The 25,476-nt window shown below is 56.2% G+C and carries 25 protein-coding genes; 12 read left to right on the top strand and 13 right to left on the bottom strand.

The window, feature by feature from the left end; translation table 11 throughout:
* The first annotated feature begins 14 nt into the window (after window positions 1-14).
* Entirely contained in the window at window positions 15-254 is a 240-nt protein-coding gene (locus tag DW349_RS09170) for a hypothetical protein (RefSeq protein WP_108127004.1), read from the top strand.
* A gap of 47 nt (window positions 255-301) precedes the next feature.
* Here the strand turns inward: DW349_RS09170 and DW349_RS09165 are convergent, their stop codons facing one another.
* The 5 genes from DW349_RS09165 to DW349_RS09145 all read right to left on the bottom strand — a co-directional run bounded on the left by DW349_RS09165 (window position 302) and on the right by DW349_RS09145 (window position 5,194).
* Window positions 302-1,438, bottom strand: a complete 1,137-nt coding sequence (locus DW349_RS09165) for a cupin domain-containing protein (protein ID WP_108127006.1) — start codon at window positions 1,436-1,438, stop codon at window positions 302-304.
* Window positions 1,439-1,495: 57 nt separating this feature from the next.
* The gene (gene purB / locus DW349_RS09160; RefSeq protein ID WP_108127008.1) at window positions 1,496-2,863 is read right to left on the bottom strand and encodes an adenylosuccinate lyase; all 1,368 of its coding nucleotides are present in this window, start codon (window positions 2,861-2,863) and stop codon (window positions 1,496-1,498) included.
* An 80-nt stretch (window positions 2,864-2,943) separates the two neighbouring features.
* Complete coding sequence (hflD, locus tag DW349_RS09155) at window positions 2,944-3,573, bottom strand: high frequency lysogenization protein HflD (RefSeq protein WP_108127010.1); 630 nt, start codon at window positions 3,571-3,573, stop codon at window positions 2,944-2,946.
* 44 nt (window positions 3,574-3,617) lie between these two features.
* A complete protein-coding gene (gene mnmA, locus DW349_RS09150) occupies window positions 3,618-4,721 on the bottom strand; it encodes a tRNA 2-thiouridine(34) synthase MnmA (RefSeq protein WP_108127012.1) in 1,104 nt (367 codons plus the stop codon).
* 5 nt (window positions 4,722-4,726) lie between these two features.
* A complete protein-coding gene (locus DW349_RS09145) occupies window positions 4,727-5,194 on the bottom strand; it encodes an NUDIX domain-containing protein (RefSeq protein WP_108127014.1) in 468 nt (155 codons plus the stop codon).
* A 208-nt stretch (window positions 5,195-5,402) separates the two neighbouring features.
* On the opposite strand from DW349_RS09145, the gene fabV reads away from it, so the two are divergent.
* The gene (gene fabV / locus DW349_RS09140; protein WP_108127016.1) at window positions 5,403-6,584 is read left to right on the top strand and encodes an enoyl-ACP reductase FabV; all 1,182 of its coding nucleotides are present in this window, start codon (window positions 5,403-5,405) and stop codon (window positions 6,582-6,584) included.
* Here the strand turns inward: fabV and DW349_RS09135 are convergent.
* Window positions 6,520-7,230, bottom strand: a complete 711-nt coding sequence (locus tag DW349_RS09135; RefSeq protein WP_108127018.1) for a pseudouridine synthase — start codon at window positions 7,228-7,230, stop codon at window positions 6,520-6,522. The genes fabV and DW349_RS09135 overlap by 65 nt on opposite strands.
* 285 nt (window positions 7,231-7,515) lie before the next feature.
* Here DW349_RS09135 and DW349_RS09130 point away from each other — a divergent pair, with 285 nt between their 5' ends.
* Complete coding sequence (locus DW349_RS09130; RefSeq protein ID WP_108127020.1) at window positions 7,516-9,738, top strand: NADP-dependent isocitrate dehydrogenase; 2,223 nt, start codon at window positions 7,516-7,518, stop codon at window positions 9,736-9,738.
* A 185-nt stretch (window positions 9,739-9,923) separates the two neighbouring features.
* Here DW349_RS09130 and DW349_RS09125 read toward each other — a convergent pair whose 3' ends face one another.
* On the bottom strand, window positions 9,924-10,211 hold the full coding sequence (locus tag DW349_RS09125; protein ID WP_108127022.1) for a cold shock domain-containing protein: 288 nt from the start codon (window positions 10,209-10,211) through the stop codon (window positions 9,924-9,926).
* A gap of 531 nt (window positions 10,212-10,742) precedes the next feature.
* Here DW349_RS09125 and clpS point away from each other — a divergent pair.
* Both clpS and clpA read left to right on the top strand, forming a co-directional pair.
* Window positions 10,743-11,090 carry an ATP-dependent Clp protease adapter ClpS gene (clpS, locus tag DW349_RS09120; RefSeq protein WP_108127195.1) on the top strand — a complete coding sequence of 116 codons (348 nt, stop codon included), beginning with the start codon at window positions 10,743-10,745 and terminating at the stop codon, window positions 11,088-11,090.
* A 21-nt stretch (window positions 11,091-11,111) separates the two neighbouring features.
* Window positions 11,112-13,382 carry an ATP-dependent Clp protease ATP-binding subunit ClpA gene (clpA, locus tag DW349_RS09115; RefSeq protein WP_108127024.1) on the top strand — a complete coding sequence of 757 codons (2,271 nt, stop codon included), beginning with the start codon at window positions 11,112-11,114 and terminating at the stop codon, window positions 13,380-13,382.
* A gap of 73 nt (window positions 13,383-13,455) precedes the next feature.
* Here the strand turns inward: clpA and infA are convergent, their stop codons facing one another.
* The 3 genes from infA to aat form a co-directional block, all read right to left on the bottom strand.
* Window positions 13,456-13,674: a translation initiation factor IF-1 gene (gene infA / locus DW349_RS09110; RefSeq protein WP_008043370.1), complete on the bottom strand. Its 219-nt coding sequence runs from the start codon at window positions 13,672-13,674 to the stop codon at window positions 13,456-13,458.
* A gap of 133 nt (window positions 13,675-13,807) precedes the next feature.
* Entirely contained in the window at window positions 13,808-14,569 is a 762-nt protein-coding gene (locus tag DW349_RS09105) for an arginyltransferase (protein WP_108127026.1), read from the bottom strand.
* Between the two features lie 14 nt (window positions 14,570-14,583).
* Window positions 14,584-15,453 carry a leucyl/phenylalanyl-tRNA--protein transferase gene (gene aat / locus DW349_RS09100; RefSeq protein WP_232819377.1) on the bottom strand — a complete coding sequence of 290 codons (870 nt, stop codon included), beginning with the start codon at window positions 15,451-15,453 and terminating at the stop codon, window positions 14,584-14,586.
* A gap of 2 nt (window positions 15,454-15,455) precedes the next feature.
* On the opposite strand from aat, the gene DW349_RS09095 reads away from it, so the two are divergent.
* The 6 genes from DW349_RS09095 to cysG are packed head-to-tail and all read left to right on the top strand — an operon-like array spanning window position 15,456 to window position 22,902.
* Window positions 15,456-17,777, top strand: a complete 2,322-nt coding sequence (locus DW349_RS09095) for a DNA translocase FtsK (RefSeq protein ID WP_108127030.1) — start codon at window positions 15,456-15,458, stop codon at window positions 17,775-17,777.
* 9 nt (window positions 17,778-17,786) lie between these two features.
* On the top strand, window positions 17,787-18,404 hold the full coding sequence (gene lolA / locus DW349_RS09090; protein ID WP_157954441.1) for an outer membrane lipoprotein periplasmic chaperone LolA: 618 nt from the start codon (window positions 17,787-17,789) through the stop codon (window positions 18,402-18,404).
* The gene (locus tag DW349_RS09085) at window positions 18,404-19,726 is read left to right on the top strand and encodes a replication-associated recombination protein A (RefSeq protein ID WP_108127034.1); all 1,323 of its coding nucleotides are present in this window, start codon (window positions 18,404-18,406) and stop codon (window positions 19,724-19,726) included. The genes lolA and DW349_RS09085 overlap by 1 nt, the downstream gene beginning before the upstream one ends.
* Window positions 19,727-19,730: 4 nt before the next feature.
* Complete coding sequence (gene crcB / locus DW349_RS09080; RefSeq protein ID WP_108127036.1) at window positions 19,731-20,120, top strand: fluoride efflux transporter CrcB; 390 nt, start codon at window positions 19,731-19,733, stop codon at window positions 20,118-20,120.
* 58 nt (window positions 20,121-20,178) lie between these two features.
* Window positions 20,179-21,468, top strand: a complete 1,290-nt coding sequence (gene serS / locus DW349_RS09075; protein ID WP_108127038.1) for a serine--tRNA ligase — start codon at window positions 20,179-20,181, stop codon at window positions 21,466-21,468.
* A gap of 51 nt (window positions 21,469-21,519) precedes the next feature.
* Entirely contained in the window at window positions 21,520-22,902 is a 1,383-nt protein-coding gene (gene cysG / locus DW349_RS09070) for a siroheme synthase CysG (RefSeq protein ID WP_108127040.1), read from the top strand.
* A 91-nt stretch (window positions 22,903-22,993) separates the two neighbouring features.
* On the opposite strand, the gene DW349_RS09065 is transcribed toward cysG, so the two are convergent.
* A complete protein-coding gene (locus tag DW349_RS09065) occupies window positions 22,994-23,212 on the bottom strand; it encodes a hypothetical protein (RefSeq protein ID WP_108127042.1) in 219 nt (72 codons plus the stop codon).
* 214 nt (window positions 23,213-23,426) lie between these two features.
* Here DW349_RS09065 and DW349_RS09060 point away from each other — a divergent pair, with 214 nt between their 5' ends.
* Entirely contained in the window at window positions 23,427-24,182 is a 756-nt protein-coding gene (locus tag DW349_RS09060; protein WP_108127044.1) for an SDR family oxidoreductase, read from the top strand.
* A 6-nt stretch (window positions 24,183-24,188) separates the two neighbouring features.
* Here DW349_RS09060 and DW349_RS09055 read toward each other — a convergent pair whose 3' ends face one another.
* Both DW349_RS09055 and DW349_RS09050 read right to left on the bottom strand, forming a co-directional pair.
* Complete coding sequence (locus DW349_RS09055) at window positions 24,189-25,157, bottom strand: glycosyl transferase family protein (RefSeq protein WP_108127046.1); 969 nt, start codon at window positions 25,155-25,157, stop codon at window positions 24,189-24,191.
* A complete protein-coding gene (locus DW349_RS09050) occupies window positions 25,154-25,468 on the bottom strand; it encodes a TusE/DsrC/DsvC family sulfur relay protein (protein ID WP_108127048.1) in 315 nt (104 codons plus the stop codon). Before DW349_RS09050 ends, DW349_RS09055 begins: the two co-directional genes overlap by 4 nt.
* Window positions 25,469-25,476: the final 8 nt, after the last annotated feature.

Below are 25,476 nucleotides of genomic sequence, written 5' to 3'. Positions count from 1 at the left end.
TAGAAAAGGCGAGTATGTACTGGGAAATCATTGAGTTGGGAAACGGCGACATTGCTCTGCGCAAAGCCGATTCCGATGAGGAACCGCTGCTGACCATTCGTTTTTCCGACGAAGCCAAAGACCGACTGCAGGATCAACGCATCCATGTTGCTCGGGCCATGATCAGCGCGGGCGTCCAGGTAGCCACAGACATTGAGAGTCTGGATGACGACGAAGAACTGGCTGTTGAGGCTGAAGACGCGACGCTCCACTGAGCGGCCAGCCTGACCGCTTGAGTCGCTCGCTGCCGGGCAAAAAACCGTTAAACCCAGCTTTCTTCCCCGTCTTCAAAGTAGAAGACGTCTTTGCGCACCAGTTCCGATAACAGACTGAAAGGCACGCCGTCGAGTCCGTCGCTCAGACTGTCTGCTGTCAGTTCCTGCTGGTTGCACAACCATTGCAGTTGTTTCTCGTTTAATTCGGTAGCCACCGCCTGCCCTTGAACAAACAACCAACCCGGGACATACGCCAGACGCGCTGCACGATTGCGCATCAGTGGCTGCACCTGCAGTTGTTGCTGAATATCGGCGTCGCTGAAATCCGGTTCGTCTGAGGCGATGTCACTGTACTTGGGCTCGGTCATGTAGCGACCAAACCAGAGAGACAGGGCGTCGCGGTCTTCAATCATTTCTCGCAACCGGGCCTGCACTCGATCAAGGTCGGCGCTGGTGATGGCATTCGGGTCGGTCCGGGCGTTCAGATCGGGGTCGGCATAGCGTTCGAATTCAACATCGCGCTCAGCCATGAAGTGAGCGAATTCGCTCCAGATTTCAGCGCGCGATGGCGCCCGGAAACCAATCGAACAAGTAATGCCTTCACTGATCGCCGTGCCCCAGTGGGCGACACCCGGCGGCACATAGAGCATGTCACCCGGTTCCAACACCCAACGTTCCTGTTCATCGAACTGGGCCAGGATGTTCAGTTCGGTATCGTCGCGGCAGTCGTCGGCTTCGGTGCAGGTCTGGCCGATGCGCCATTCGCGCTGACCACTGAGCTGAATCAGAAAGACGTCGTATTGGTCGAAATGCGGCCCAACGCCACCGCCCGGTACCGAGTACGACAACATGATGTCGTCGAACCGCCAGGTCGGAATAAAGCGGAAATGATCGAACAGAGCAGCGATTTCGGGTACCCAATGATCGACAGCCTGGACCAGCAGCGTCCAATCGCGTTCCGGCAGGTTGGCGAAGTCGTCTTCGAAGAATGGGCCGTGGCGCAGGCGCCAATCGTTAGCGGTGACCAGTCGTGACTCAACGGCTTCTTCGGTTGCCAGTCCGGCCAGATCGTCGCCGCCGATCAAGTCAGACGGGTCGGGCAGGGCAGAACGTACTAATAGCGGTGCCTTCTGCCAGTACTGACTGAGGAAAGATTGAGCCGAAAGCCCACCCAGAACTTTCATGTCACTGCTCCTGAATCGACTGAGACTGTGATCGGCCAAATGCGCCGGAATGGTCTGTCAGAGACGTTTGGCCTGGTCGCTGGCGTTGCCCACGTAACCGGCTGGCGTCAGCGCCAACAGGGCGTCTTGGGCGTCCTTGGGCAGATCCAGCTGGGTAACGAAGTCGTGCATCATGGCTTCGGTGATGGCTTTACCGCGCGTGAAGGCTTTCAGTTTTTCGTACGGCTCTTCGATACCGTAGCGACGCATCACCGTTTGTACCGCCTCGGCCAACACTTCCCAGGCCTGGTTCAGATCGGCCGCCAGTCGTTCCGGGTTAGCTTCGAGTTTGCCGATGCCTTTCAGGCTGGACTGATAGGCGATCAGGCTGTGCGCCAGGCCTACGCCCATAGAGCGCAAGACGGTGGAATCGGTCAGGTCGCGTTGCCAGCGGGAAATCGGCAGTTTGGCAGCCAGGTGGCCCAAGACGGCGTTGGCGATACCCAGGTTGCCTTCGGAGTTTTCAAAGTCGATGGGGTTGACCTTGTGCGGCATGGTCGAGCTGCCCACTTCGCCGGCGACGGTTTTTTGCTTGAAGTAGCCGAGCGAAATGTAGCTCCAGATGTCGCGGTCAAAATCGATCAGGATGGTGTTGAAACGGGCCAGGGTGTCGAACAACTCGGCGATGTAATCGTGCGGTTCGATTTGGGTGGTGTAGGGGTTCCAGCTCAGGCCCAGACCTTCGATGAAGTCGCGCGCGTTGGCTTCCCAGTCAATGTCCGGGTAGGTCGCCAGATGGGCGTTGTAGTTGCCGACGGCGCCATTGATCTTGCCCAGGTATTCGATGGTTTCCAACGCCTTCAATTGACGCTGCAGACGATAAGCGACGTTGGCCATCTCTTTGCCAAGTGTGGTTGGCGAAGCGGTCTGGCCGTGTGTGCGGCTTAACATCGGTAAGTCAGCGTGTTGGTGTGCCAGCTTGGTGATGCTGTCGGCGACCTCGGTCATGGTCGGAACCAATACATCGCGCACGCCGCCACTGAGCATCAAGGCGTGCGACAGATTATTGATGTCTTCCGAGGTGCAGGCGAAATGGACGAATTCGAGCGCCTGCGCCAATTCCGGCAGTTCGGCCAGCTTGGCTTTGAGAAAATACTCGACCGCTTTGACGTCGTGGTTAGTCGTGCGCTCGATGGCTTTAATGGCCTCGGCGTCATCGACGCTGAAATCGTCCACGAGTCGATTCAGAAAGTCGGTCGCTTGCGCACTGAATGGCGGCAGTTCTTTGATCTGTGGATGCGCAGCCAGTTGTTGCAACCAACGCACTTCCACCCGGACGCGAGCGTGAATCAGGCCGAATTCACTGAAGTAGGCACGCAAGGCTTGGGTCTTGCTGCCGTAGCGGCCGTCGATGGGGGAAATTGCGGTCAGTGCGTTCAAATCCATGGCAGGCGGGGGTCCGGTCGGTGGTGGTCGAAAGGCTGGCGATTATAGCGGTCTGAGGCCCGTCGCGCCAAGGCGAGGGCTCAGTGGGTGTGGCGCAGCAGCAACTGTTGGGCACTGTCGTACAGCGCGTTGCGGCGAAACAGAATGTGCCAGCGACGGCCGCCCTGTTGTTGCCACAGATGTGCGCTGCGAATGCCGAATAACAGCAGCGCGCGAACCTGATCGGCGGTGCGCGGGTTTTGCAGATAGGTGGGGTTGCCCATGACTCGAATCCGGAAGCTCAATTTGCTGACACTGTCCTGATAGCAGCGGGCGGCAGCCCCGACGACGGAATCGTGCAACGGATCATCAAAATAGCGCAGTTGTTCAACGGCGCGATCGAGCGACTTGCCCAGGGCGTCCATTAAATCGTTGCGCCCGGCAAGTTTGCGTTGCGCGTGCAGGATGCCCATGGCGTAGCGCATTACTTCGGTGGAAATGCCACTGCCACGCCGCGACAACACATCGCGTACGCCCTGCAAGCCAGTGCGGATGCCTGCCACGCCTTCGTACACGGCTTCGACGCTGCTGGGGTTCAGATTCAATACTGAGCGGATGCACAGCGCGAGGGTGTCTTTATCGATGCTGCCCTGGCGGGCTAATTGCTCGACCAGAATGGCGGCTTGGAAAACGCCAGCTAAAGCCATGACTTGGTGTTCAGTCCGCGACATTTAAAACCCTTAGTGAACAGAAGCGCTCAATGGATACGAGCTTTTCAAGCGTCAGCTTGCCAGCTGTGTTCGATTACACCACCACCCAGGCAGACTTCACCGTCGTAGAACACGGCAGACTGTCCCGGCGTGATGGCGCGCTGAGGCTCAGCAAACGAGACTTCGTAACCGGTGTCCGTGGCACTTAGCGTGCAGACCTGATCGGGTTGGCGATAGCGATGCTTGCACGCCAGCTGCGCCGGCAATTGCGGAGCCTGGCCGCTGATCCAATGAATCTGGCTTAAGGTCATCCGGTTGGTGAACAAGGCCGGATGGTTGGTGCCTTGAACCACGGTCAGAACGTTACGTTCAAGATCTTTGGCGGCAACAAACCAGGGCGCTTCCGGATGGTTGCGAGTGCCACCAATGCCCAGGCCCTGGCGCTGGCCGATGGTGTAATACATCAGCCCCTGATGTTCGCCGATAACTTCGCCATCCAATGTCTCAATCACACCCGGCTGGGCCGGAATGTATTGCTTAAGGAAATCGCTGAAACGGCGCTCGCCGATAAAACAAATACCGGTGCTGTCTTTTTTACGCGCTGTCGCCAGTTGATATTTTTCCGCAATACATCGGACTTCCGGCTTTTCCAACTCACCGACCGGGAACAGTGTTTTCTCGAATTGCTCATGGCCGACAGCGTGCAGGAAATAGGACTGGTCTTTGTTGGCATCCAGGCCGCGCAACAATTCAGCGCCGTTCGAGCCGGGCCGGGTGCGGGCATAATGCCCGGTAGCAATGCGGTCGGCACCAAGCGTCAGGGCGTAATCGAGAAAGGCTTTGAACTTGATTTCGCGGTTACACAGGATGTCCGGGTTGGGTGTCCGGCCGGCCTGATATTCCTCCAGGAAATGTTCGAACACGTTGTCCCAATATTCGGCGGCAAAGTTGGCTTTGTGCAGCTTGATGCCCAAACGATCGCTGACCGCCTGCGCATCGGCCAGGTCTTCTTTGGCGGTGCAGTATTCGGTGCCGTCGTCTTCGTCCCAGTTTTTCATGAACAGACCTTCCACCTGATAACCCGCTTCCAACAGCAAAGCGGCAGTTACCGAGGAATCGACACCGCCGGACATGCCGACGATGACTTTGGTGGAGGCGGGCGAGCTCATGAGGTTTAGGACTCCGACAGAGATAACATGGGTTGAATGCAGTTCAGTGGGAACCGCTGGCCGGCCTGAAAATCAAGCAGGCACTGGCGTACGATGGGGCTGCGTAGCGGATAATCGCCAGCCAGTAAGGCGTTTAGCGGCAGCCAATCGGCCTGCAATATATCGGCGTCGAGGACGGCGTTTTCAACCAGGGTCACAGCGTTGGCGATAAAACAGGCGCGCAGGTAGTGAATGCCGGTGGCTTCATGGACGTTTTGGTACAGGCCGAGCAAATGGGTCAGCTGTACCTGATAGCGGCTTTCTTCCAGAGCTTCGCGAATGGCCGCAGTCTGGAGGTCTTCGCCCACCTCGACGTGTCCGGCGGGTTGGTTCCAGACCCGTATACCGTTATCTATTTCATTGACCATCAGAATGCGGTCTTGATCGGCCACCAGAACGGAGGCCGTCAGGTGGGGATAATCGCGGCTGTGCATGGCAGACTCCTTGGGCGCGCAGAGCTTACGCCCCTGTGAGACTGGGTCAAGCACTGCGCCCGCTCTGTTCGTCAGGTTCACAAGTCTTTTGCGCGTCGGTCGGCGTCCTGTGCTACGCGCCACAGTAAAATGGCGCTAAAGTGCAGATCATTCGCGCCGGCCAGTGGTCAGGCCCGACAGCAATACACCTAATCAAGGAATACTAGGCATGATTATCAAACCCAAGGTTCGTGGTTTTATCTGTACGACAGCGCACCCGAAAGGCTGCAAAGTCCATGTTGAAGAGCAGATTGACTACGTTAAAGCCCACAAGCCGGCGAGTGCCGGGCCGAAGAACGTCCTGGTCATCGGTTGCTCCAATGGTTACGGCCTGGCATCGCGCATTTCAGCGGCTTTCGGCTATGGCGCCAACACATTGGGCGTGATGTTCGAAAAGGAACCTTCCGAGAAACGACCGGCTTCAGCCGGCTGGTACAACACCAAAGCCTTTGAAGCAGCTGCGGCAGCCGAAGGCGTGTTTGCCAAATCGTTGAACGCAGATGCGTTTTCCGACGAAGCCAAGGCTCAGGTCATTGATGTCATCAAGAACGAAATGGGTGGCAAGGTCGATCTGGTGGTATACAGCCTAGGCTCGCCACGCCGGACTGACCCTGAAACGGGCGTGACCTATTCCTCGTCGCTGAAAGCCATTGGCGAACCGGTAACCCGTAAGAGCTTGAACACCGACACCAAAGAAGTATCCGATTTCACGCTTGAACCGGCTACTGACGAAGAAATCGCCAACACCGTCAAGGTGATGGGTGGTGAAGATTGGGAGCGTTGGATTGATCAACTCTCTGCCGCTGGCGTGTTGGCCGAGGGCGTGCAAACCACGGCCTACAGCTACATCGGCAAAGACCTGACCTGGCCAATCTACGGTGGTGCGACTATCGGCCGCGCCAAGCAGGACGTCGATCGTGCATGCACGGCCATTCAGCAAAAATTGAAAGCGGAACTGAACGGCAGTGCGCATGTATCGGTTCTGAAAGCCGTGGTCACGCAAAGCAGCTCAGCGATTCCGGTCATGCCGTTGTATTTGTCGATCCTGATTCGGGTGATGAAAGAACGCGGTACCAACGAAGGCTGCATTGAGCAGGTGCATGGCCTGTTGACCGAACAGTTGTACAGTGGTGCTGAATTGACACTGGACGAAGCTGGCCGTATCCGCATGGATTTGAAAGAGCTGGAGCCGGACGTTCAGGCCGAAGTGGAAGCCATTTGGAACAAGGTTGATAGCAGCAACGTCAGCGAACTGACTGACTTTGCCGAATACCAGAAAGAGTTCTTCAAGCTTTTCGGTTTCGGCTACGACCAAGTTGATTACGAGCAGGACGTGAACCCGATCGTCTGATCGACTTTCCTGCGGGCTTTTTGCCTGTGACTTGTGAAAAGGCGGTGTCGTTTTGGCGCCGCTTTTTTTTGGCTGAAGTTCTTATACCGTTATCTATTAACGTTTTCATATCTAAGGTCCGATATTCGCCCGGAACCAGGTTTTCCAGGTTCAGATCTCCTAACGACCAACGAATCAAACGCAGGGTTGGGAAACCGACGGCAGCGGTCATGCGTCGAACCTGTCGGTTACGGCCTTCCGTTAAGGTTAAGCGCAGCCACTGAGTGGGGATCGACTGTCGTTCCCGGATTGGTGGGTTTCGGGCCCACAGCCAGGACGGTTCGTCCACACGTTCGATCGATATAGGGCGGGTTGGTCCGTCGTTCAGCGTGATACCCACGCGCAGCGGCTGTAAATCCTCGTCGCTTGGTTGGCCTTCAACCTGGGCGTAATAGACTTTGGGTACTTTGAAACGCGGGTCCGCCAATTGATGGATTAGGGGGCCATCGTCTGTGAGCAGCAGCAGCCCTTCGGAGTCGTAGTCCAGTCGGCCGGCGGCGTAGATGTCTGGGATGGGAACCCAATCGGCCAGTGTGGCGCGGCCTTCGTTGTCGGTAAATTGGCACAGAACCCGAAAGGGTTTGTTGAACAGAACGATGGTGCTCATAACAAACTCATAACTAAAACGGTCACGTGAATTTGCGGGCTTTGGGCCAATGGTCTAGCTTGCAATTTTTGACGAAAAACCACAAATTATGCGCCCGAACCAAGGCTCTGGTCGCTGCTCGACACAATCTAGCCCTGTTTCCACACAGGGGTGTTCCAACACCGAGACCGTCTTGTCGTTGATTCATCATTCGGGGGTTGCACTATCTGTGAGCGATCAACATTCCGTTAGGTCACTGCCAATCCCCGCGCTTTTGCCTCAGCAAAACCCTTTACAGGAGTAAGAATGGCTACCAAGAATCCCACCATTATTTATACCGAGACCGACGAAGCCCCTGCGCTGGCGACCTATTCTTTGCTCCCCATTATTCGCGCCTTTGCCGCTCAGTCTGGTGTTGAATTCGAAATTCGCGACATCTCTTTAGCCGGCCGCATTCTGTCTCAGTTTCCCGATTATCTGACTGAAGCGCAGCGTCAGTCAGACGATCTTGCCTATCTGGGTGAGCTGGCCAAAACGCCAGAAGCCAACATCATCAAATTGCCCAACATCAGCGCTTCGTTCCCACAATTGGCGGCCGCGATTAAAGAGCTGCAAGCCAAAGGTTACGCGCTGCCGGAATACCCGGTAAATCCGAGTAACGACAAAGAAAAAGACATTCAGGCACGTTACGACCGCGTAAAAGGCAGTGCGGTAAACCCGGTGTTGCGCGAAGGCAACTCCGACCGTCGCGCGCCGGAGTCGGTTAAGGCCTATGCACGTGCCAACCCGCATTCGATGGGTGAATGGTCATCGGCCTCCAAAACACGCGTTGCTCACATGACCGATGGCGATTTTTTCGGCAGTGAACAGTCTGTGACCGTCGATAAAGCCACTGAGGTCCGCATTGAGCTGGTCTCCAATGGTGACGTGGAAGTATTGAAATCGCTGAAGCTACAGGCCGGCGAGGTCATCGATTCTTCTCGTATGAGCATCGCGAAGTTGCGCGCCTTCTACGAAAAAGCCACAGAAGAAGCCAAAGCCGAAGGCGTTCTGCTGTCGCTGCATTTAAAAGCAACCATGATGAAAGTGTCCGATCCGATCATGTTCGGCCACGCCGTCGAAGTGTTCTTTAAGGACGTCTTCACCAAGCATGCCAGCAGCTTTGAAAAGCTGGGTGTGAATGTGAAAAACGGTTTTAACGATGTGCTGACCAAAATCGCTGAGCTGTCTGCGGCTGAGCGCGCGGCGATCGAAGCAGATATCCAGGCTGCCTTTGCGAGCCGCCCGGAATTGGCCATGGTCAATTCCGACAAAGGCATCACCAACCTGCACGTACCGAACGACGTCATTATCGATGCGTCCATGCCGGCGATGATTCGCTCATCCGGTCAAATGTGGGGGCCGGATGGCAAGCTGCACGACTCCGTCGCCATGATTCCGGATCGCTGCTACGCCGGTGTCTATCAGGAAACCATCGATTTCTGTAAGAAGAATGGCGCCTTCGATCCACGCACCATGGGCACTGTGCCTAACGTGGGTCTGATGGCTCAGAAAGCCGAAGAATATGGCTCACACGATAAAACCTTCGAAGCGCCGACCGACGGTACCATGCGCGTCGTCGATGCTGATGGCACCGTGTTGATGTCGCACGATGTTGAAGCCGGTGATATCTGGCGGATGTGTCAGGCCAAAGATGCACCGATCAAAGATTGGGTGAAACTGGCTGTGACCCGTGCTCGCGCAACCGGTTGGCCGGCCATTTTCTGGCTTAACGCTGAACGCGCTCACGACGCGGAATTGATCAAAAAGGTCAACGCCTACCTGCCGGAATTCGATACGTCGGGTCTGGACATTCGCATCATGTCACCAGAAGACGCCACCCGTTTTACGCTGGATCGCGTTAAGAAAGGTGAGAACACCATCTCCGTCACCGGTAACGTGTTGCGCGACTACCTGACGGATCTGTTCCCGATTCTGGAACTGGGAACGTCCGCCAAGATGTTGTCGGTCGTACCACTGATGAACGGTGGCGGTCTGTTCGAAACCGGGGCCGGCGGTTCTGCGCCTAAGCACGTTGAACAGCTGTTGTCTGAAAACTATCTGCGTTGGGATTCTCTGGGCGAATTCCTGGCGCTGGCGGCCTCTTTGGAGCATTTGTCGACGGTCGCTGGTTTGCCAAAAGCGGCGGTATTGGGCAAAACGCTGGACGAGGCAACTGCTAAGTTCCTGGTCGAAAATAAATCGCCGACGCGTCGGGTAGGTGGCATCGATAACCGCGGTTCGCATTTCTACCTGGCGTTGTATTGGGCTGAAGCATTGGCCAATCAGTCCGATGACGCTGAATTGAAATCGACGTTTACGTCCGTCTACAAAGCCATGTCCGATGCCGAAGACAGCATCGTGAACGAGTTGGTATCGGTTCAGGGTAAGGGTGTCGATATCGGTGGTTACTACCGGTTTGACGCTGAATTGGCTGCCAAGGTGATGCGTCCCAGCGCGACATTGAACGCCATTATTGACGGGCTATAAGTCTGATCACTCAACGGGCTTATGTCTGATTTTAAACCGCGCTTCAGCGCGGTTTTTTATGGCACCGACATTCTCGGTAGCCATTAAAAAAGCCCTCACCGTTCAGGGGAGGGCTTTTCATCATTGCCTGGATCGGCCAGGCATACTGCTGTTTAAGCAGTCAATTGGGTTTTATGATTATTCTTCTAGGTGTGTTCGCTGGTACTGGTTGAGCGCTCCTTCGCTTCGTTCCGCTGGTGAGATGTTGAACGCTCGGTACCCGCCGTTTCCGGCAATACTCGAATGTTCACGGCATGAATGCCTCGCTCGGCTTTGACCGTATCAAATTCCACGGCCTGTCCGGCTTTCAGCGTTTTGTAGCCTTCCATCTGGATGGAGGAGTAATGGGCAAAGAGATCTTCTTCGTGTTCATCGCAAACGACAAACCCGAACCCTTTGGCGTTGTTGAACCATTTTACTTTCCCTACCGGCATAACGGACTCCTTACAACCACGTTAGACTGAGCCTGGAAGCCACCCTGGTAGCTAAGTGCTTCCGATGCTGACGTCGGGGCGTCGAAGCGTTAGCGTAGCTGGAATTGAAGCTGGTGAAGTGCCGATGGGCAAATCTCACTAACGTTCAACGCCGTTCAATCGTTATTGAGTCATCGCTGGTACATCCTGATCCAGAGTCGCTGAAACCCTAGGGTTTCAGTCGCGCTGATCACAAAATATACGATTCGGCGTCGAGCTAATGGTTGGCTGTTGATTCAACGAAGTCAACCCCCATTGAAGGGTCGGAGGATTGGACGCACATTAGGTGCTCTGGTCAAAAGAGCGCTAGGTAGCGAAGTTCTTGGGTTCAACCAGAGTTCAACACCCGGTACAGAAAATGACCACCACGGCCCCCGCCGACCAGCCAATCGTAAATTCATCCGCTATGCATTCACTGATAACGGGCAGTTTGATATGAAGTTGAGTGTTCCAGGCATCAACGACTCATTACGTCCTGTTTTGGCCCGAAAGATGCTGTTAAGCCGTCTGGGGCCGGAAGATCCGGCTGATGACGACGATCAGGGTGTGGCGTTAGAAACCAGCAAACCTGAGCTCAAACAGCCGCCGCTGTATCGGGTGGTCTTGCTGAACGACGACTACACCCCCATGGAATTTGTTGTACATATTCTGGAAGCCTTCTTTTATATGTCACGAGAGAAGGCAACTCAGGTAATGTTGACGGTGCATACACAAGGAAAAGGCGTATGCGGTGTCTATACTAAGGACATCGCCGAGACCAAGGCAGCTATGGTCAACCAATACTCCAGGGATAACGAGCACCCCCTGGTGTGTGAGGTCGAAGAGGTCGATGACGAGTGATCTGCGAGAGGGTCTGTTGCCATGTTAAGTAAAGATCTTGAACTGACGTTAAATAACGCGTTCAAAGAAGCCCGGTCCAAGCGCCACGAGTTCATGACGGTCGAGCACTTGTTGTTAGCTCTGCTCGACAACAATGCTGCTGCCGAGGTACTCAATGCCTGTGCCGCCGATATTGCCCAGTTGCGGCGCGATCTGACCGAATTCATTGATTCCACAACACCGTTGATTCCCAAAGAAGACGACGAGCGCGAAACGCAACCGACGCTGGGTTTCCAGCGCGTGCTGCAGCGGGCAGTCTTCCACGTTCAATCGTCGGGTAAGAAAGAAGTCACTGGCGCCAACGTGCTGGTTGCGATTTTTTCTGAGCAGGAAAGCCAGGCGGTTTTCTTCCTCAAGCAACAAAGCATCTCGCGCATTGATGTGGTCAATTTCATTGCTCACGGCATCTCTAAGGTGCAAAGCGAGAATGCCCAGCCCAACGAAGATTTCAGTGATCAGCAGGAAGAAGCTGGCGCCGATGGTGTGCAGGGCAGTGCGTTGGAAAGCTTTGCTGCCAACCTGAATGAACAAGCTCGCCGTGGTCGCATTGATCCATTGGTCGGTCGCGAGCACGAAGTGGAGCGCGTGATTCAGATTCTGTCTCGCCGCCGTAAGAACAACCCGCTTTTGGTGGGTGAAACCGGTGTTGGTAAAACCGCCATCGCCGAAGGTCTCGCCAAGCGAATCGTGGATGGCGACGTACCGGATATCGTTCAGAACGCTCAGGTGTATTCACTGGACCTGGGTGCTTTGCTGGCCGGTACCAAATACCGTGGCGATTTTGAAAAACGCCTGAAGTCGTTGCTGGCTGAATTGAAGAAAAAAGAAAAAGCCATCCTCTTCATCGATGAAATTCACACCATCATCGGTGCTGGCGCGGCCTCTGGTGGCGTGATGGATGCTTCGAACTTGTTGAAGCCGATGCTCAGCTCTGGTGAGTTGCGGTGCATGGGCTCAACCACCTTCCAGGAATTCCGTGGCATCTTTGAAAAAGACAGCGCACTGACGCGTCGTTTCCAGAAAATCGATGTCACTGAGCCGTCGGTGGATGAGACTTACCGCATTCTGAAAGGTCTGAAATCGCGCTTTGAGGAACACCATCACCTCAAATACACCGACAAGGCTTTGAAGGCCGCAGCGGAGTTGTCAGCTCGGTACATTACCGACCGTCATTTACCCGACAAAGCCATTGATGTCATCGATGAAGCTGGCGCGGCGCAGCGACTGTTGCCGTCCAGCAAGCGCAAGAAATCCATTGGTGTTCCGGACGTTGAAAAGGTCATCGCTTCCATCGCGCGCATTCCTGAGAAAAGTGTCAGCCGCAACGATAAGGAAGTGCTGGAAAGCCTTGAGCGCAACCTGAAGATGACTGTCTTCGGTCAGGAACAGGCGATCGAACAATTGGCATCCGCGATCAAATTGGCCCGTGCCGGTCTTAAACCAGCGGACAAGCCGATTGGCTCCTTCCTGTTTGCCGGCCCGACGGGCGTGGGTAAAACCGAAGTCAGCAAGCAGTTGTCTGAATCTTTGGGTATTCCGTTGCTGCGCTTTGACATGTCCGAATACATGGAACGCCACACAGCCTCACGTCTGATTGGTGCACCCCCGGGTTACATCGGTTTTGACCAGGGCGGATTGCTGACCGATGGCGTCACCAAACATCCGCACGCAGTCTTGCTGCTGGATGAAATCGAGAAGGCGCATCCGGATGTTTTCAATCTGCTGTTGCAGGTGATGGACCACGGAACCCTGACCGACAACAACGGCCGCAAAGCCGATTTCCGTAACGTTATTCTGATCATGACCAGCAACGCTGGCGCGGAAATGTTGAACAAACGCGGTGTGGGCTTCACCACCCAGGACAACAGCACTGACGGCATGGAAGTACTGCGTCGGACCTTTACGCCGGAATTCCGCAACCGACTGGATGGCATTGTCCAATTTGGTGCCTTGCCGATGGAAGTGGTGATCAACATCGTCGACAAATTCCTCACCGAGCTGCAGGCGCAGTTGGATGACAAAGGCGTCATGCTGGAAGTGGATGAAGCGTCGCGTGAATGGCTGGCTGAAAAAGGCTACGACAAGTCCATGGGTGCACGCCCTATGAGTCGTCTGATTCAGGACAAGGTCAAACGCCCGTTGGCCGATTTGATTCTATTCGGCCCATTGAGTAAGGGCGGTACAGTCAAGCTGCGTGTGCGTGACAACGAACTGTCGTTGCAGGTGGAAGAAGAAGAGGTGGCAACTGCCTGAGGTTTTTCCACTGAGCTAAAAAACAAAAAGCACCCGAATGGGTGCTTTTTTTATGGCGTTAAAACAGTGCGCGTTAGCGAGCGCGATAGACGATACGGCCTTTGGTCAGGTCGTAAGGCGTCAACTCCACCTTGACCTTGTCGCCGGTCAGGATGCGAATGTAATTCTTACGCATCTTGCCAGAAATATGAGCCGTGATGACATGGCCGTTTTCCAGCTTGACGCGAAACATGGTGTTGGGAAGGGTATCGAGAATTTCCCCTTCCATTTCAATGACGTCTTCTTTTGCCATAGATGCTTTTGCAGTCCTCTGCGGGTTGCGACAGGGCGGGATGGCGCTCGGCCCCGTTTGGAAAGTTCAAACCGGCGGGCATTCTGCCTGAAAATGCGCCAATGATCAAAAAAATTGGGCCTAAATCAGGCAGTTATAACGGGTCGGATAACGACAGAGTGTCGATCAATGGATCGTTCAGTGTGCGCCATTGACGATTGACCAGAATGTCCAGCGGGCGGAAGTCCGCTTTGTATTGCATCTGCCGGGAACCCGGCACCCAGTAACCCAGATAGAGGAAGGGCAGTTTGAGTTGCTGGCACAACAGCAACTGGCTGAGGATGGCGAAAGTACCCAGGCTGCGCTTGTGGTGCTCCGGGTCGAAAAAGGTGTAGGTCGCGGATAACCCGGTTTGCAGTTGATCGGTGAACGCAACGGCCATTAATTGGTTTTGCAGGCGAAACTCCAGGATGAATCCCAGATCGGGGCGGCTGAGCAGGAAATCCTGGTAACTGTCTTGTTTGGGTGGGTACATGTCGCCGTCACTGTGACGTCCGCCCAGGTACCGTTCGTACAACTGATAATGTTCATCACGGATTTCACAGGGCAACCGCTGCACGTTTAGATCGGCGTTGAGTTTCAAAATACGGCGAAAGCGCCGTTTCCAGTCGAAGGCATCAACACGTACCCGAGAAGGCAGACAAGCGCCGCAAGCCTGGCAATCGGGACGATATAGATGTTGGCCGGAGCGACGAAACCCAAGATGCATCAGCTGTTCATAGAGGCCCTGGTCAAAATCCAGGTCCGGATCCAGAAACAACGTCCGCGCCTGTTGATCAGGTAGGTAACTGCACCGGTGTTCACCGGTACGAAACAGCTTGATGGTTTCCTGAGAGTCTTTGTCGACGCTGCTCACAATGGACCCTGCTGCTATCGGGAGTTGCCCAATTGAGCCTGTAACAACTGGTTCAATCGATCGGTTGTCGGTGGTGCCAATGGAACAGTTTCTGTTGGCAAAGCGCTTTCAAACCGATCTCGCTCAATCTCAACGGCACCCAGACTGGCGAGGTGATCATTGTAGACCTGGCAATCGATCAAGCGCAGCTTCGCTTCTGCTGCCCAGGCGCTGAGTCCTAAAAAGGCGAATTTGGATGCGTTGGGCTGGCGCGAAAACATGCTTTCACCATAGAACAGCTTTTCGATACCTAAACCGTAGAGTCCACCAATGAGGTCGCCTCGCTGATAGACTTCGATGCTGTGCGCCCAACCCAGTCGATTCAATTCACAGTAGGCTGCCATCATCTCATCGGTAATCCAGGTGCCGCCTTGACCGGTGCGCGGTTCACGGCATGCCTGTATCACCGCTTTAAAATTACCATTGACGGCCAATGTTACAGGTTGACGGCGATACGCCTTTTTCAGACTGCGCGAAACGGACATGCTGCCCGGCAGCAATACCATACGCGGTGACGGCGACCACCATAAAATCGGCTCGCCTTCGTTGAACCAGGGGAAGATGCCACGCTGATAAGCCGCCACCAGCCATTCCGGGCGCAAGGCTCCACCTGCAGCGAGCAGGCCATTGGGCGCAGTTAATGCTTCCTGAGTGGGCGGGAAGTCGGGTGGTTGTTCAGCGTCGAGCCAGGCAATCTGAGGCATAAAAATGCTTGATGTATCAATAAGTTGGCCCAGTGTCTGTGGTATCTTAGGGGCAGTGGACCGAGCTTGCCAATGTGTGCCGGGCTTGTCCTTCGGTAAAATACGACCGGCCAGTTCCGGTCTGGGTATGTAAGGGATCATCGGTGACGCAGAAATCCGCACGCGCGCGGGACGACGACCGCGTACTTGACCTGAAACAACGCTTGCTGCTGGAAGGCAGCTTGCTGCTGTCGCTCGCTATCGGCGTCTATTTGTTGATTGCGCTGATGAGCTTCAACCCGTCCGATCCGGGTTGGGCGTTTTCCGGCGCAGGCGAGGGCGTTCGCAATTTAGCCGGACGTGCCGGTGCCTGGATTTCGTCGCTGCTGTTCAGCCTGATTGGCGGCCTGGCATACGGATTACCCATCATCTTCTTCTATCGCGCCTGGGCCACTTTTCGTGACCGCCGCGAAGGCCTGCACTGGAACCCGGTGCTGATTGCACTGAGAACTCTCGGCTGGCTGCTCTTTGTGGCAGTGAGTTGTGCTCTGGCTACTGTGCATGTGGCATCGTCATCGCGAGCCAGTGCCGGTGGTTTCCTCGGCATCTGGTTGTCTGAACTCATCTATCCATCGCTAGGCATGACCGGCACTACGCTGATGTTGGTCGTGCTTTGGTTTATTTCTTTGACCATTGCCATGAACGTCTCCTGGCTCGTGGTCATGGAGAAACTGGGCCGCGGTTTGTTGGGTCTGTTTGATCGGCTGCGTGATCGTCGCCATGCGCGCAAACGCCGTCATGAAGAAGACGTGCAACGCCAGCAGGTGATTGAGTCGCGCAAGGCCAATCTTGAAGTCCAGCTGGAAAAGCAAGCCAAACGCAAACCACCGCAAATCAAGCCGTTATTGCCGCGCGTCGCTAAACCCAGCGAACGGGTGGAGAAAGAACGTCAGCAGCCTTTGTTTGAAGGCAGCAGTGCCAATACCGCGCTGCCGGAGCTGAGCCTGCTGCAATCGAGCGAACACGACAGCGTCGGTGGCTACAGCGAAGAAGCGCTGGAAGCCATGTCGCGGCTGTTGGAAATCAAGCTCAAGGATTTTGGCGTTGAAGCTGAAGTCACCGAAGTGGCGCCTGGTCCGGTGATTACCCGGTTTGAAATTCAGCCGGCCGCCGGCGTGAAAGTCTCAAAAATTGCCAATCTGGCGAAGGATCTGGCGCGCTCGATGGCGCTGGTCAGTGTGCGAGTCGTGGAGATTATTCCGGGCAAGACCACCGTCGGCATCGAAATCCCCAACGAAAAACGCGACATCGTTCGGCTCAGCGACGTACTGCGTTCGCCGGTCTACGACAAAGCCAAGTCACCGTTAACGCTGGCACTGGGTGACGACATTTCCGGTACGCCGGTCTGTGCCGATCTGGGCAAGATGCCGCATTTGCTGGTCGCCGGTACCACGGGCTCGGGCAAGTCGGTCGGCGTCAACGCCATGCTGTGCAGCATCTTGTTCAAGGCGACGCCAGAAGAAGTGCGGATGATTCTGGTCGACCCCAAAATGCTGGAGCTGTCGGTCTATGAAGGCATTCCGCATCTGCTGACCCCTGTGATCACCGACATGAAAGACGCCGCCAACGGCCTGCGCTGGTGTGTGGCGGAAATGGAACGGCGCTACAAACTGATGGCGTCGGTGGGTGTGCGCAATCTGGCCGGTTTCAACAAGAAGATCACCGATGCCCGCAAGGCTGGCGATCCGATTCGCGATCCGCTTTACGACCCGACGGTTCAGCTCGATCCGCACGCGCCAGCGCCGGAATTGGAACCGATGCCATTCATCGTGGTCGTGGTCGATGAATTTGCCGACATGATGATGATCGTCGGCAAAAAAGTGGAAGAACTGATCGCGCGTCTGGCGCAAAAGGCGAGGGCGGCCGGGGTTCATTTGATTCTGGCGACTCAGCGCCCGTCGGTGGATGTCATTACCGGCTTGATCAAAGCCAACATTCCAACCCGCATCGCGTTTCAGGTGTCGTCAAAGATCGACTCACGCACCATCTTGGATCAAGGCGGCGCTGAACAACTGTTGGGCCACGGTGACATGCTGTATTTGCCACCGGGCACCGGTTTGCCGGTGCGGGTGCACGGTGCCTTCGTTGACGACGACGAGGTGCATCGCGTCGTCGATGAATGGAAAAAACGCGGCGCGCCGGATTACATCGAAGAAATTCTCAGCGGTGGCGATGCCGATCTGCCCGGCGTGCCGAGCCTGGACGAAGGCGGTGACGATGCCGAATCCGACCCGTTGTTCGACGAGGCCGTGGCCTTCGTCACCCAAAGCCGCAAAGCCTCAATTTCGGCAGTGCAGCGCAAGTTGCGTATCGGCTACAACCGCGCGGCCCGCCTGGTAGACGCCATGGAAGCCGCCGGCATTGTCAGCGCCGCAGGTCACAATGGCACGCGTGAAGTTTTGGTTGCGCCGCCCCCGGCACTTTGAGGAAGCATGATGAAGCGATTGAGTCTGTTATTGCTGTTAGCAACCGCAGGTCTGGCTCAGGCCGATGAAGCGGCGCGCGATCGGCTGATCGAGCGCCTGGAAGCCACCGCCACATTGAGCGCTCATTTTGAACAGGAAACCTTTGCCGAAGGCGAACTGCGTGGCGACCAATCCAGCGGCTTGATGCAGATTGCCCGGCCGCTGCGTTTTGTTTGGCAAGTTACAGCGCCGTACGAACAATCGGTGATTTCCGATGGCGAAACGCTCTGGGTTTACGATCCGGACCTGGCCCAGGCCACCTATCAGGCGGTGGGCGATCAGATTCGCCAGTCACCGGCGATGATTCTGGCGCAACCGAGATCAACCTTGTCGACGTCGTACCAAGTCACCGAAGCCAGCAACGACGAATTAACCAGCTACCGGCTGTATCCGACCGACGAAAACGCCGTCTTCAGTGAACTGACGTTGGTGTTTGTCGATGGCGACATCAATCAGATCCGATTGACCGATAACCTGGGCCAGGATACCCGCATCCGTTTCAGTGACGTTCAAACGGGTTTGGTGTTCCCAGCCAAGACCTTTGAATTCGACCCGCCGGCCGGTACCGACGTCTTCGAGCAGATGTAATGGACCTGTTTGCCGCTGATGCCAATGACGTCTTCAAGCCGCTGGCCGAGCGCCTGCGGCCAACTGCTCTGAGTGATTACGTTGGTCAAATTCACGTCTTAGGTGAAGGCCAGCCACTGCGACAGGCGATTGAACGCGACCAACTGCATTCGATGATTTTCTGGGGGCCGCCGGGCGTAGGCAAAACGACCTTGGCTCGATTGCTCGCCCACAGCACGGCCAGCCGGTTTGAACCCTTGTCTGCCGTGCAGGCCGGCGTCAAAGACATCAAGGCCGCCGCCGAACGAGCGCAGCAGGCCGCCGTTGAAGGCAAACGCACCTTGTTGTTTGTCGATGAAGTGCACCGCTTCAACAAAGCCCAGCAAGACGCCTTCCTGCCTTATGTCGAAGACGGCACCTTCGTTTTCGTCGGCGCAACCACAGAAAACCCCAGTTTCGAATTGAATGCGGCTTTGCTGTCGCGCGCGCGCGTCTACCCGCTGAAATCGCTCGACGATGCCGACATGGCTCAGTTGCTCAAACAAGCCCAGAATGGCGATGCCAAAGTCGGGCGCTTAAAAATTGACGACGCAACCCGCCAGACCCTGTTCCAGCTTGCCGATGGCGACGCTCGCCGTCTCTACAACCTGTTGGAATTGGCGGCCGACCTGTACGCCGACGACAGCGAAGGCCTGACCGCCGAACGGCTCGGCCAGATGACGCAAGGCCAGACGCGCCGTTTTGATAAAGGCGGCGATGCTTTCTACGACCAGATTTCCGCCTTGCACAAAAGCGTACGCGGCTCATCACCCGACGGTGCGCTGTATTGGCTGTGCCGCATGCTCGACGGCGGCTGCGATCCGTTCTACATCGCCCGCCGTCTGGTGCGCATGGCCAGCGAAGACATCGGCAACGCCGATCCTCGCGCGCTGACCATCGCTATGGATGCCTGGCAGGTTCAGGAGCGGTTGGGCACACCCGAAGGCGAACTGGCGCTGGCGCACGCCTGCGTTTATCTCGCTTGCGCGCCGAAGAGCAACGCCGTCTACACGGCGTTCAACCGCATGATGGATGTGGTGCGTTCCGACCGCAGTCGCGAAGTGCCGGTGCATTTACGCAACGCCCCCACCGGGCTGATGAAGGATTTGGGTTACGGCGCGCAGTACCGTTACGCCCACGACGAACCACACGCCTACGCCGCCGGTGAACAGTACTTGCCGGACGGGTTAACCGACGAAACCTTTTACCAGCCGGTTGATCGCGGCCTGGAAAAGAAAATTGCTGAAAAGCTGGCCTTCCTGCGTCAACTGGACGCCGAAGCCAAAACAGAGCGGGGAGACTGACATCATGCTGAGTTGGGCACATTGGTTGGCAGTGGCACTGGGCGGCAGCCTGGGCGCCATGGGGCGCTTTGCCGTGGTGCAACTGGTTAACCGTCACAACAGCGGCCACTTTCCGTGGGGCACCTTAACGGCCAATGTCGCCGGCAGTTTTGTGATTGGACTGGCCTTTGTGTTCTTTGCGCTCAAACACACCGATCCCAGTGGGGTGGGGCGTTCGCTGGTCGTGGTTGGCATGCTGGGCGCGTTTACCACCTTTTCCAGCTTTGCGATTGAAAGCCTGGTACTGATCGAGCAGCAGCATTATGTATCGGCGACCTTGTACGTTGTCGGCTCGGTGCTTGCCTGCCTCGCCGCCGCCGCGCTGGGCTTAGGGCTGGCCAAACTGTTATTCTAGCGCGCTGGCCCGAGGGGCCATTTTTCATTGATCGAATCACCAAACAGGAATCCAATTCATGCTCGACATCAAACGCCTCCGACAGGACATCGAACCCTTGGCCGCTCGCCTCAAGGTGAAAGGCTATTCGCTGGATGTGTCCGCGTTTGAATCGCTGGAGTCCCGTCGCAAAGGTTTGCAGGTCGAGACTGAACAGCTGCAAGCCGAGCGCAAGAAGGCTTCCAAACAGATTGGCCAATTGGTCGGGCAGGGCATGAGCGTTGATGACGCCAAAGCCGAAGTGCAGAAAACACTGGACAGTATTGCTGCAACACTGGGCGCCAAGGAAACCGAACTGAAAGATCTGCAGGCAGAACTCGACGCCTTTATGCAGAACATTCCCAACGTACCGGACGAAGCGGTACCCGCCGGCAAAGACGAAAATGACAACCTCGAAGTCAGCCGCTGGGGCACACCGCGTCAGTTCGACTTTGAGGTTAAAGACCATGTCGACGTCGGTGCCGCTTTGGGTGGCCTCGATTTCGAACAGGCCGCCAAATTGACCGGCAGCCGCTTTGCCGTTATGAGTGGCCCGATCGCTCGACTGCACCGCGCTTTGGCGCAATTCATGTTGAACACGCACGTTGACGAACACGGTTACCTGGAAGCCAACGTGCCGACCATCGTCAATCGTGATTCACTGGTTGGCACCGGTCAGTTGCCCAAGTTCGAAGAGGACTTGTTCAAGCTGAATGTCGAACAGGACTACTACCTGATTCCGACCGCCGAAGTACCGCTGACCAACCTGGCGCGCGATGAAATTCTGGACGCCAGCCAACTGCCGCTGCGCTTTGCCGCACATTCGTTGTGCTATCGCAGTGAAGCGGGCAGCTACGGCCGCGATGTGCGCGGCATGATTCGTCAGCATCAGTTTGAGAAGGTGGAACTGGTGCACCTGGTGCGGCCGGAAACCTCGATGCAGGCGTTGGAAGATTTGGTCGGCCATGCCGAAGTCATTCTGCAGAAGCTGGAATTGCCGTACCGCAAAGTGCTGCTGTGTGGTGGTGATCTGGGCTTCAGCTCAGCCAAGACTTACGACCTGGAAGTCTGGTTGCCAGCGCAGAACACCTACCGCGAAATTTCATCCTGCTCGAACATGACGGACTATCAGGCACGCCGCATGCAAGGCCGCTATCGCAACCCGGAAACCAACAAACCGGAATTGCTGCATACGCTGAATGGCTCAGGTCTGGCTGTCGGCCGGACACTGGTGGCTGTGTTGGAGAACTACCAGAATGCCGACGGTTCAGTCACCGTGCCCGAGGTGTTGCGGCCCTACATGGGCGGACTGGAAACTCTGACTCCCTGACGATAAGCCCCGATTACCGGGGCTTTTTTTGGCTTGGCAACGAGGCTGACCGTGCACTATTTCCCACTCTTTCATCGTTTGCAGGACAAAACCGTTCTGGTCGTCGGCGGCGGCGATATTGCCTTGCGCAAAATCAGCCTGCTGCGACGGGCCGGTTGCCGGTTAACCGTGGTGGCGCCCACCATTCTCAAGACCATCCAGGATTGGCCTGAATGCACCTGCATTGAGCGCGGCTATGTCGAGAGCGATCTGGATGGTGTCGAATTGGTTGTGGCGGCAACCGACGATGACGCCTTGAATCGAACCGTCAGCGCCAATGCCCGAGCCCGTCGAGTGCTGGTCAACGTGGTCGATTCACCGGACCTCTGCGACGTTATTTTCCCCTCGATTGTCGATCGCGATCCGCTGTTGATCGCCATCACTTCCAGCGGCCAGGCACCCGTGTTGGCGCGTTCCATCCGCGCCAAGCTGGAAAGTACCATTCCCGCCAGCTACGGCCAGTTGGCGCAATTGGCGGCACGTTTTCGCAACGCCGTTAAAGCGCGCTTTTCGCAACTCGATCAACGGCGTTATTTCTGGGAAAAAGTGCTGAACGGCACAGTGGCCGAGCACGTATATGCCGGTCGTGTGCAGCAAGCCGAACAGGAATTGCAGCGCCAGTTGGATGCACCCGATCAGGCACAATTGGGCGAGGTGTATCTGGTAGGTGCCGGCCCCGGCGATCCCGATCTGCTGACCTTCAAAGCGCTGCGGCTGATGCAGCAGGCGGATGTCGTGTTGCACGACCGACTGGTGCCCGATGCCATTTTGGATTTGGTGCGGCGCGATGCCGAACGGCTCTATGTCGGGAAAAAACGCTCAGACCACGCCGTGCCGCAACAGGACATCAACCAACTCCTGGTCGACCTGGCTCAACAAGGCAAGCGCGTATTGCGATTGAAAGGTGGCGACCCGTTCATCTTTGGTCGTGGTGGTGAAGAAATCGATTTGCTGGCGGCCAATGGCATTCCGTTTCAAGTTGTTCCTGGCATCACCGCAGCCTCCGGCTGTGCCAGTTATACAGGCATCCCGTTAACGCATCGCGACTACGCTCAATCGGTGCGATTTGTTACCGGCCACCTCAAAGACGGCAGCCTCAATTTGCCTTGGGCGGAATTGGCATCACCGCAACAAACCGTGGTGTTCTACATGGGCTTGGTCGGTTTACCGACCATCTGCCAACAACTGATCCAACACGGTCGGTCACCAGACACGCCCATTGCTCTGGTGCAAAAGGGCACCACACCGGATCAGCGTTTGTGGATTGGAACGCTGGCAACCATGCCAACGTTGATTGAAGCAGACCCACCTCAGGCGCCGACATTGACGATAGTCGGGGAAGTGGTGTCGTTGCACGAACGGTTGAATTGGGCGGGAACTGTAACAGGGCTGTGATTAGACTAAACGGCTTGAGCGTCAGGGCATTATTCGGAAGGAAAGAGGGCGCTGGCCAGCCGCCATTGATCGCTGGCCAAGACCACGAACGTTATTGAGGCGAGAGAAAAACCGCAGCGGCGATAGACGCCAGGCCACTGATCAGTGGCATCAAACCCATGCTGGCGGCATCCACCGGCACCATTCCCAACAGCGCAGCGCCCAACACGGCGGAAGCGACCAACAGCAATAAGATTCCGACGAAAAAGACACTGGCCATCAGCAGATGCTGTTGCTTGGCCGTCAGAGCAATTGCGGCGGGTTCGGTCATAGCGTCTTCTCCTTTCACCTTTCTGGCGCGCTTTTGGGGTTTATCGCTCCAAAAGAGTGCGTTCTCGTTGATCCGCCCGCGAATTCGGACGGCTATATCAGCCCTACTCAAAAGCTGTGCCAGTTTGAATAGCGCCGGAATGCTGATGTGGGTCAGTAATGCCAATCCGCGCCAATTTCATACTGTCGCCAGAATCATTGATGGAGGTCGAAAGATGAAATTGACCGATAAGGTTGCCATCGTCACTGGCGCAGGTTCTGGTATGGGCAAAGCCATTGCTGAACGGTTTGCTGCGGAAGGTGCGTCGTTAGTGCTGTGTGATTTGCACGCCGACCGCCTGGCCGATGTTGCACAACAGATCAACCAGGAAGCGGTAGTAACCATCGCAGCTAACATTGCCGATCCGAAGACAGCGGATACCTTGGTTGAAACGGCTCTTAAGCGTTTCGGTGGCTTGGACATTCTGTGCAACAACGCCGGCATCATGGACTACATGCAGGGTGTCGGTGAGTTAGGCGATGAGGTGTGGGAGCGGGTAATCGCCGTGAATCTGAACGGACCGATGTACACCATGCGCCGGGCCATGGCGGCACTGAAAGAACGACAGGGCAGCATCATCAACGTTGGCTCGACTGCCAGCCGACACGGTGGTGCGGCAGGCGCGGCCTATACCACGTCAAAACATGCCTTGCTGGGCCTGAGCCTGAATACCGCCTGGATGTACGCCAAATCGGGGGTTCGCTGCAATGTGATCGCACCCGGTGCTACCGCGACGCACATCGCCGACTCTATGCCTCAAGATCGACTCGATCCCACTGGTGCTGCGCGGGCGGCGGAATTTTCGGCATTAGTGCCCGCCGTTCTGGATCCGACGGACATTGCGAATCTGGCGTTATTTTTAGCCAGTGACGAGTCCAAACGCATCAATGGCGCCGTCATCCCGGCCGATGGGGGTTGGGACGCCGTATAGGCTGTATCAGCGCGCTTGCCAGATCTGGCGAGCGCGCTCACGTGCTTCTTCCTGCGACAAGTCATCGCTCAGTGTCAGCACCAACGCCATGGTTTCCCAAATTGCGGCCAGGCCGTATTCCGGTTGTTCCTGGCCGCTCCAAGTATCCAACAGACTCTGGAGATCGGGCTCAGGCGGTCGAATCGAACGCTTTGGCAATACTCTGGTCCATTCAATGGACTCAGCGTGTACCGGGCTGAGCATCAGCACCGTCTGATCGCTGTCCGGCCGGACCTCAAACTCGCCGCTGTCGCCTTTCAGTACAGCGTTGCGAGCGTCTCCCAAACCGCGTGCGGTTTCATGGTGAATGGCCTGATACGGGCGATGGAACATACCCTGTAGTGTGACCGGCGCACCGGTTGGGTTGAGATGGCGTACCAAGGTGTTGACCGGTGAACGCAAGCCGAGTTCGGCTTTCATATCGATGATGTGCGATAACTTGGGCGCAAAGTGTTCCAGCGCGCAGTAGACCATCGGTTCGGTCAGACTCAAGGCTTGAGCCTGCTCCCAATCCTTGGCTACCGGAATACCCAGTGCTTCGCACACCTGGCGTGCGTATTGACGCCCGGCTGTGTGTTCGCCGCCACCGTGCATCAACACCGGATAACCTGCACGGGCCAACGCCCGGGCGGCCAAAACATACCAGGAAGGTTGGCGACGTTTTCCGGCGTAGGCCGGCCAATCAATACGTCGCGCACCACCATTCCAATGCGGTTGTTCAGTGCGTGCGGCATCGAGCAGGCCTGCCAGTTCGTCTGGGGTTTCTTCCTTAACACGCATCAGCATCAATAGAGCGCCCAACTGAGCGGGCGTTTCCCGGCCGGCCCAGATTTCCGTCATGGCAAAGCGCGCTTCTTCGCGAGTCAGAGAGCGGCTGCCTTTGCTGCCGCGTCCCAGGGTTCGAACCAGATGGGCAAAGGTGAACGTTTCAGTCATAGACAATTTTTCGGTTTGGGCAGGCCAGCCAATAACGCCAGCATGCGCGCCGGGCTTTCGCCAAAGCGCTGCATCAGAAAGATGGAATTGCCAACCTCGGCGCCAAACTCGCCCTTTAGATGTTTCACCAAAGGTCGCATTGCCGGGGATAGGTCGTAGCGGAAGTAGAACTCGCGCAACGATTGAATAATCGCCAAATCCTGATCGGTCAGATCGAGGCCTTGTTCGGCCGCCTGTTGCCGGCACCAGTCAGCGTGCCAGTCGCGTGCGTTTTGCAGAAAACCAAGATGGTCGGTGGCTAGAGCAGTCATGATGCGGC

The organism is Saccharospirillum mangrovi, from assembly GCF_003367315.1.
Lineage (GTDB): Bacteria > Pseudomonadota > Gammaproteobacteria > Pseudomonadales > Natronospirillaceae > Saccharospirillum > Saccharospirillum mangrovi.
The sequence above is the reverse complement of the archived record's forward strand: the minus strand, read 5'-3'. Positions and strand labels throughout refer to the sequence as shown.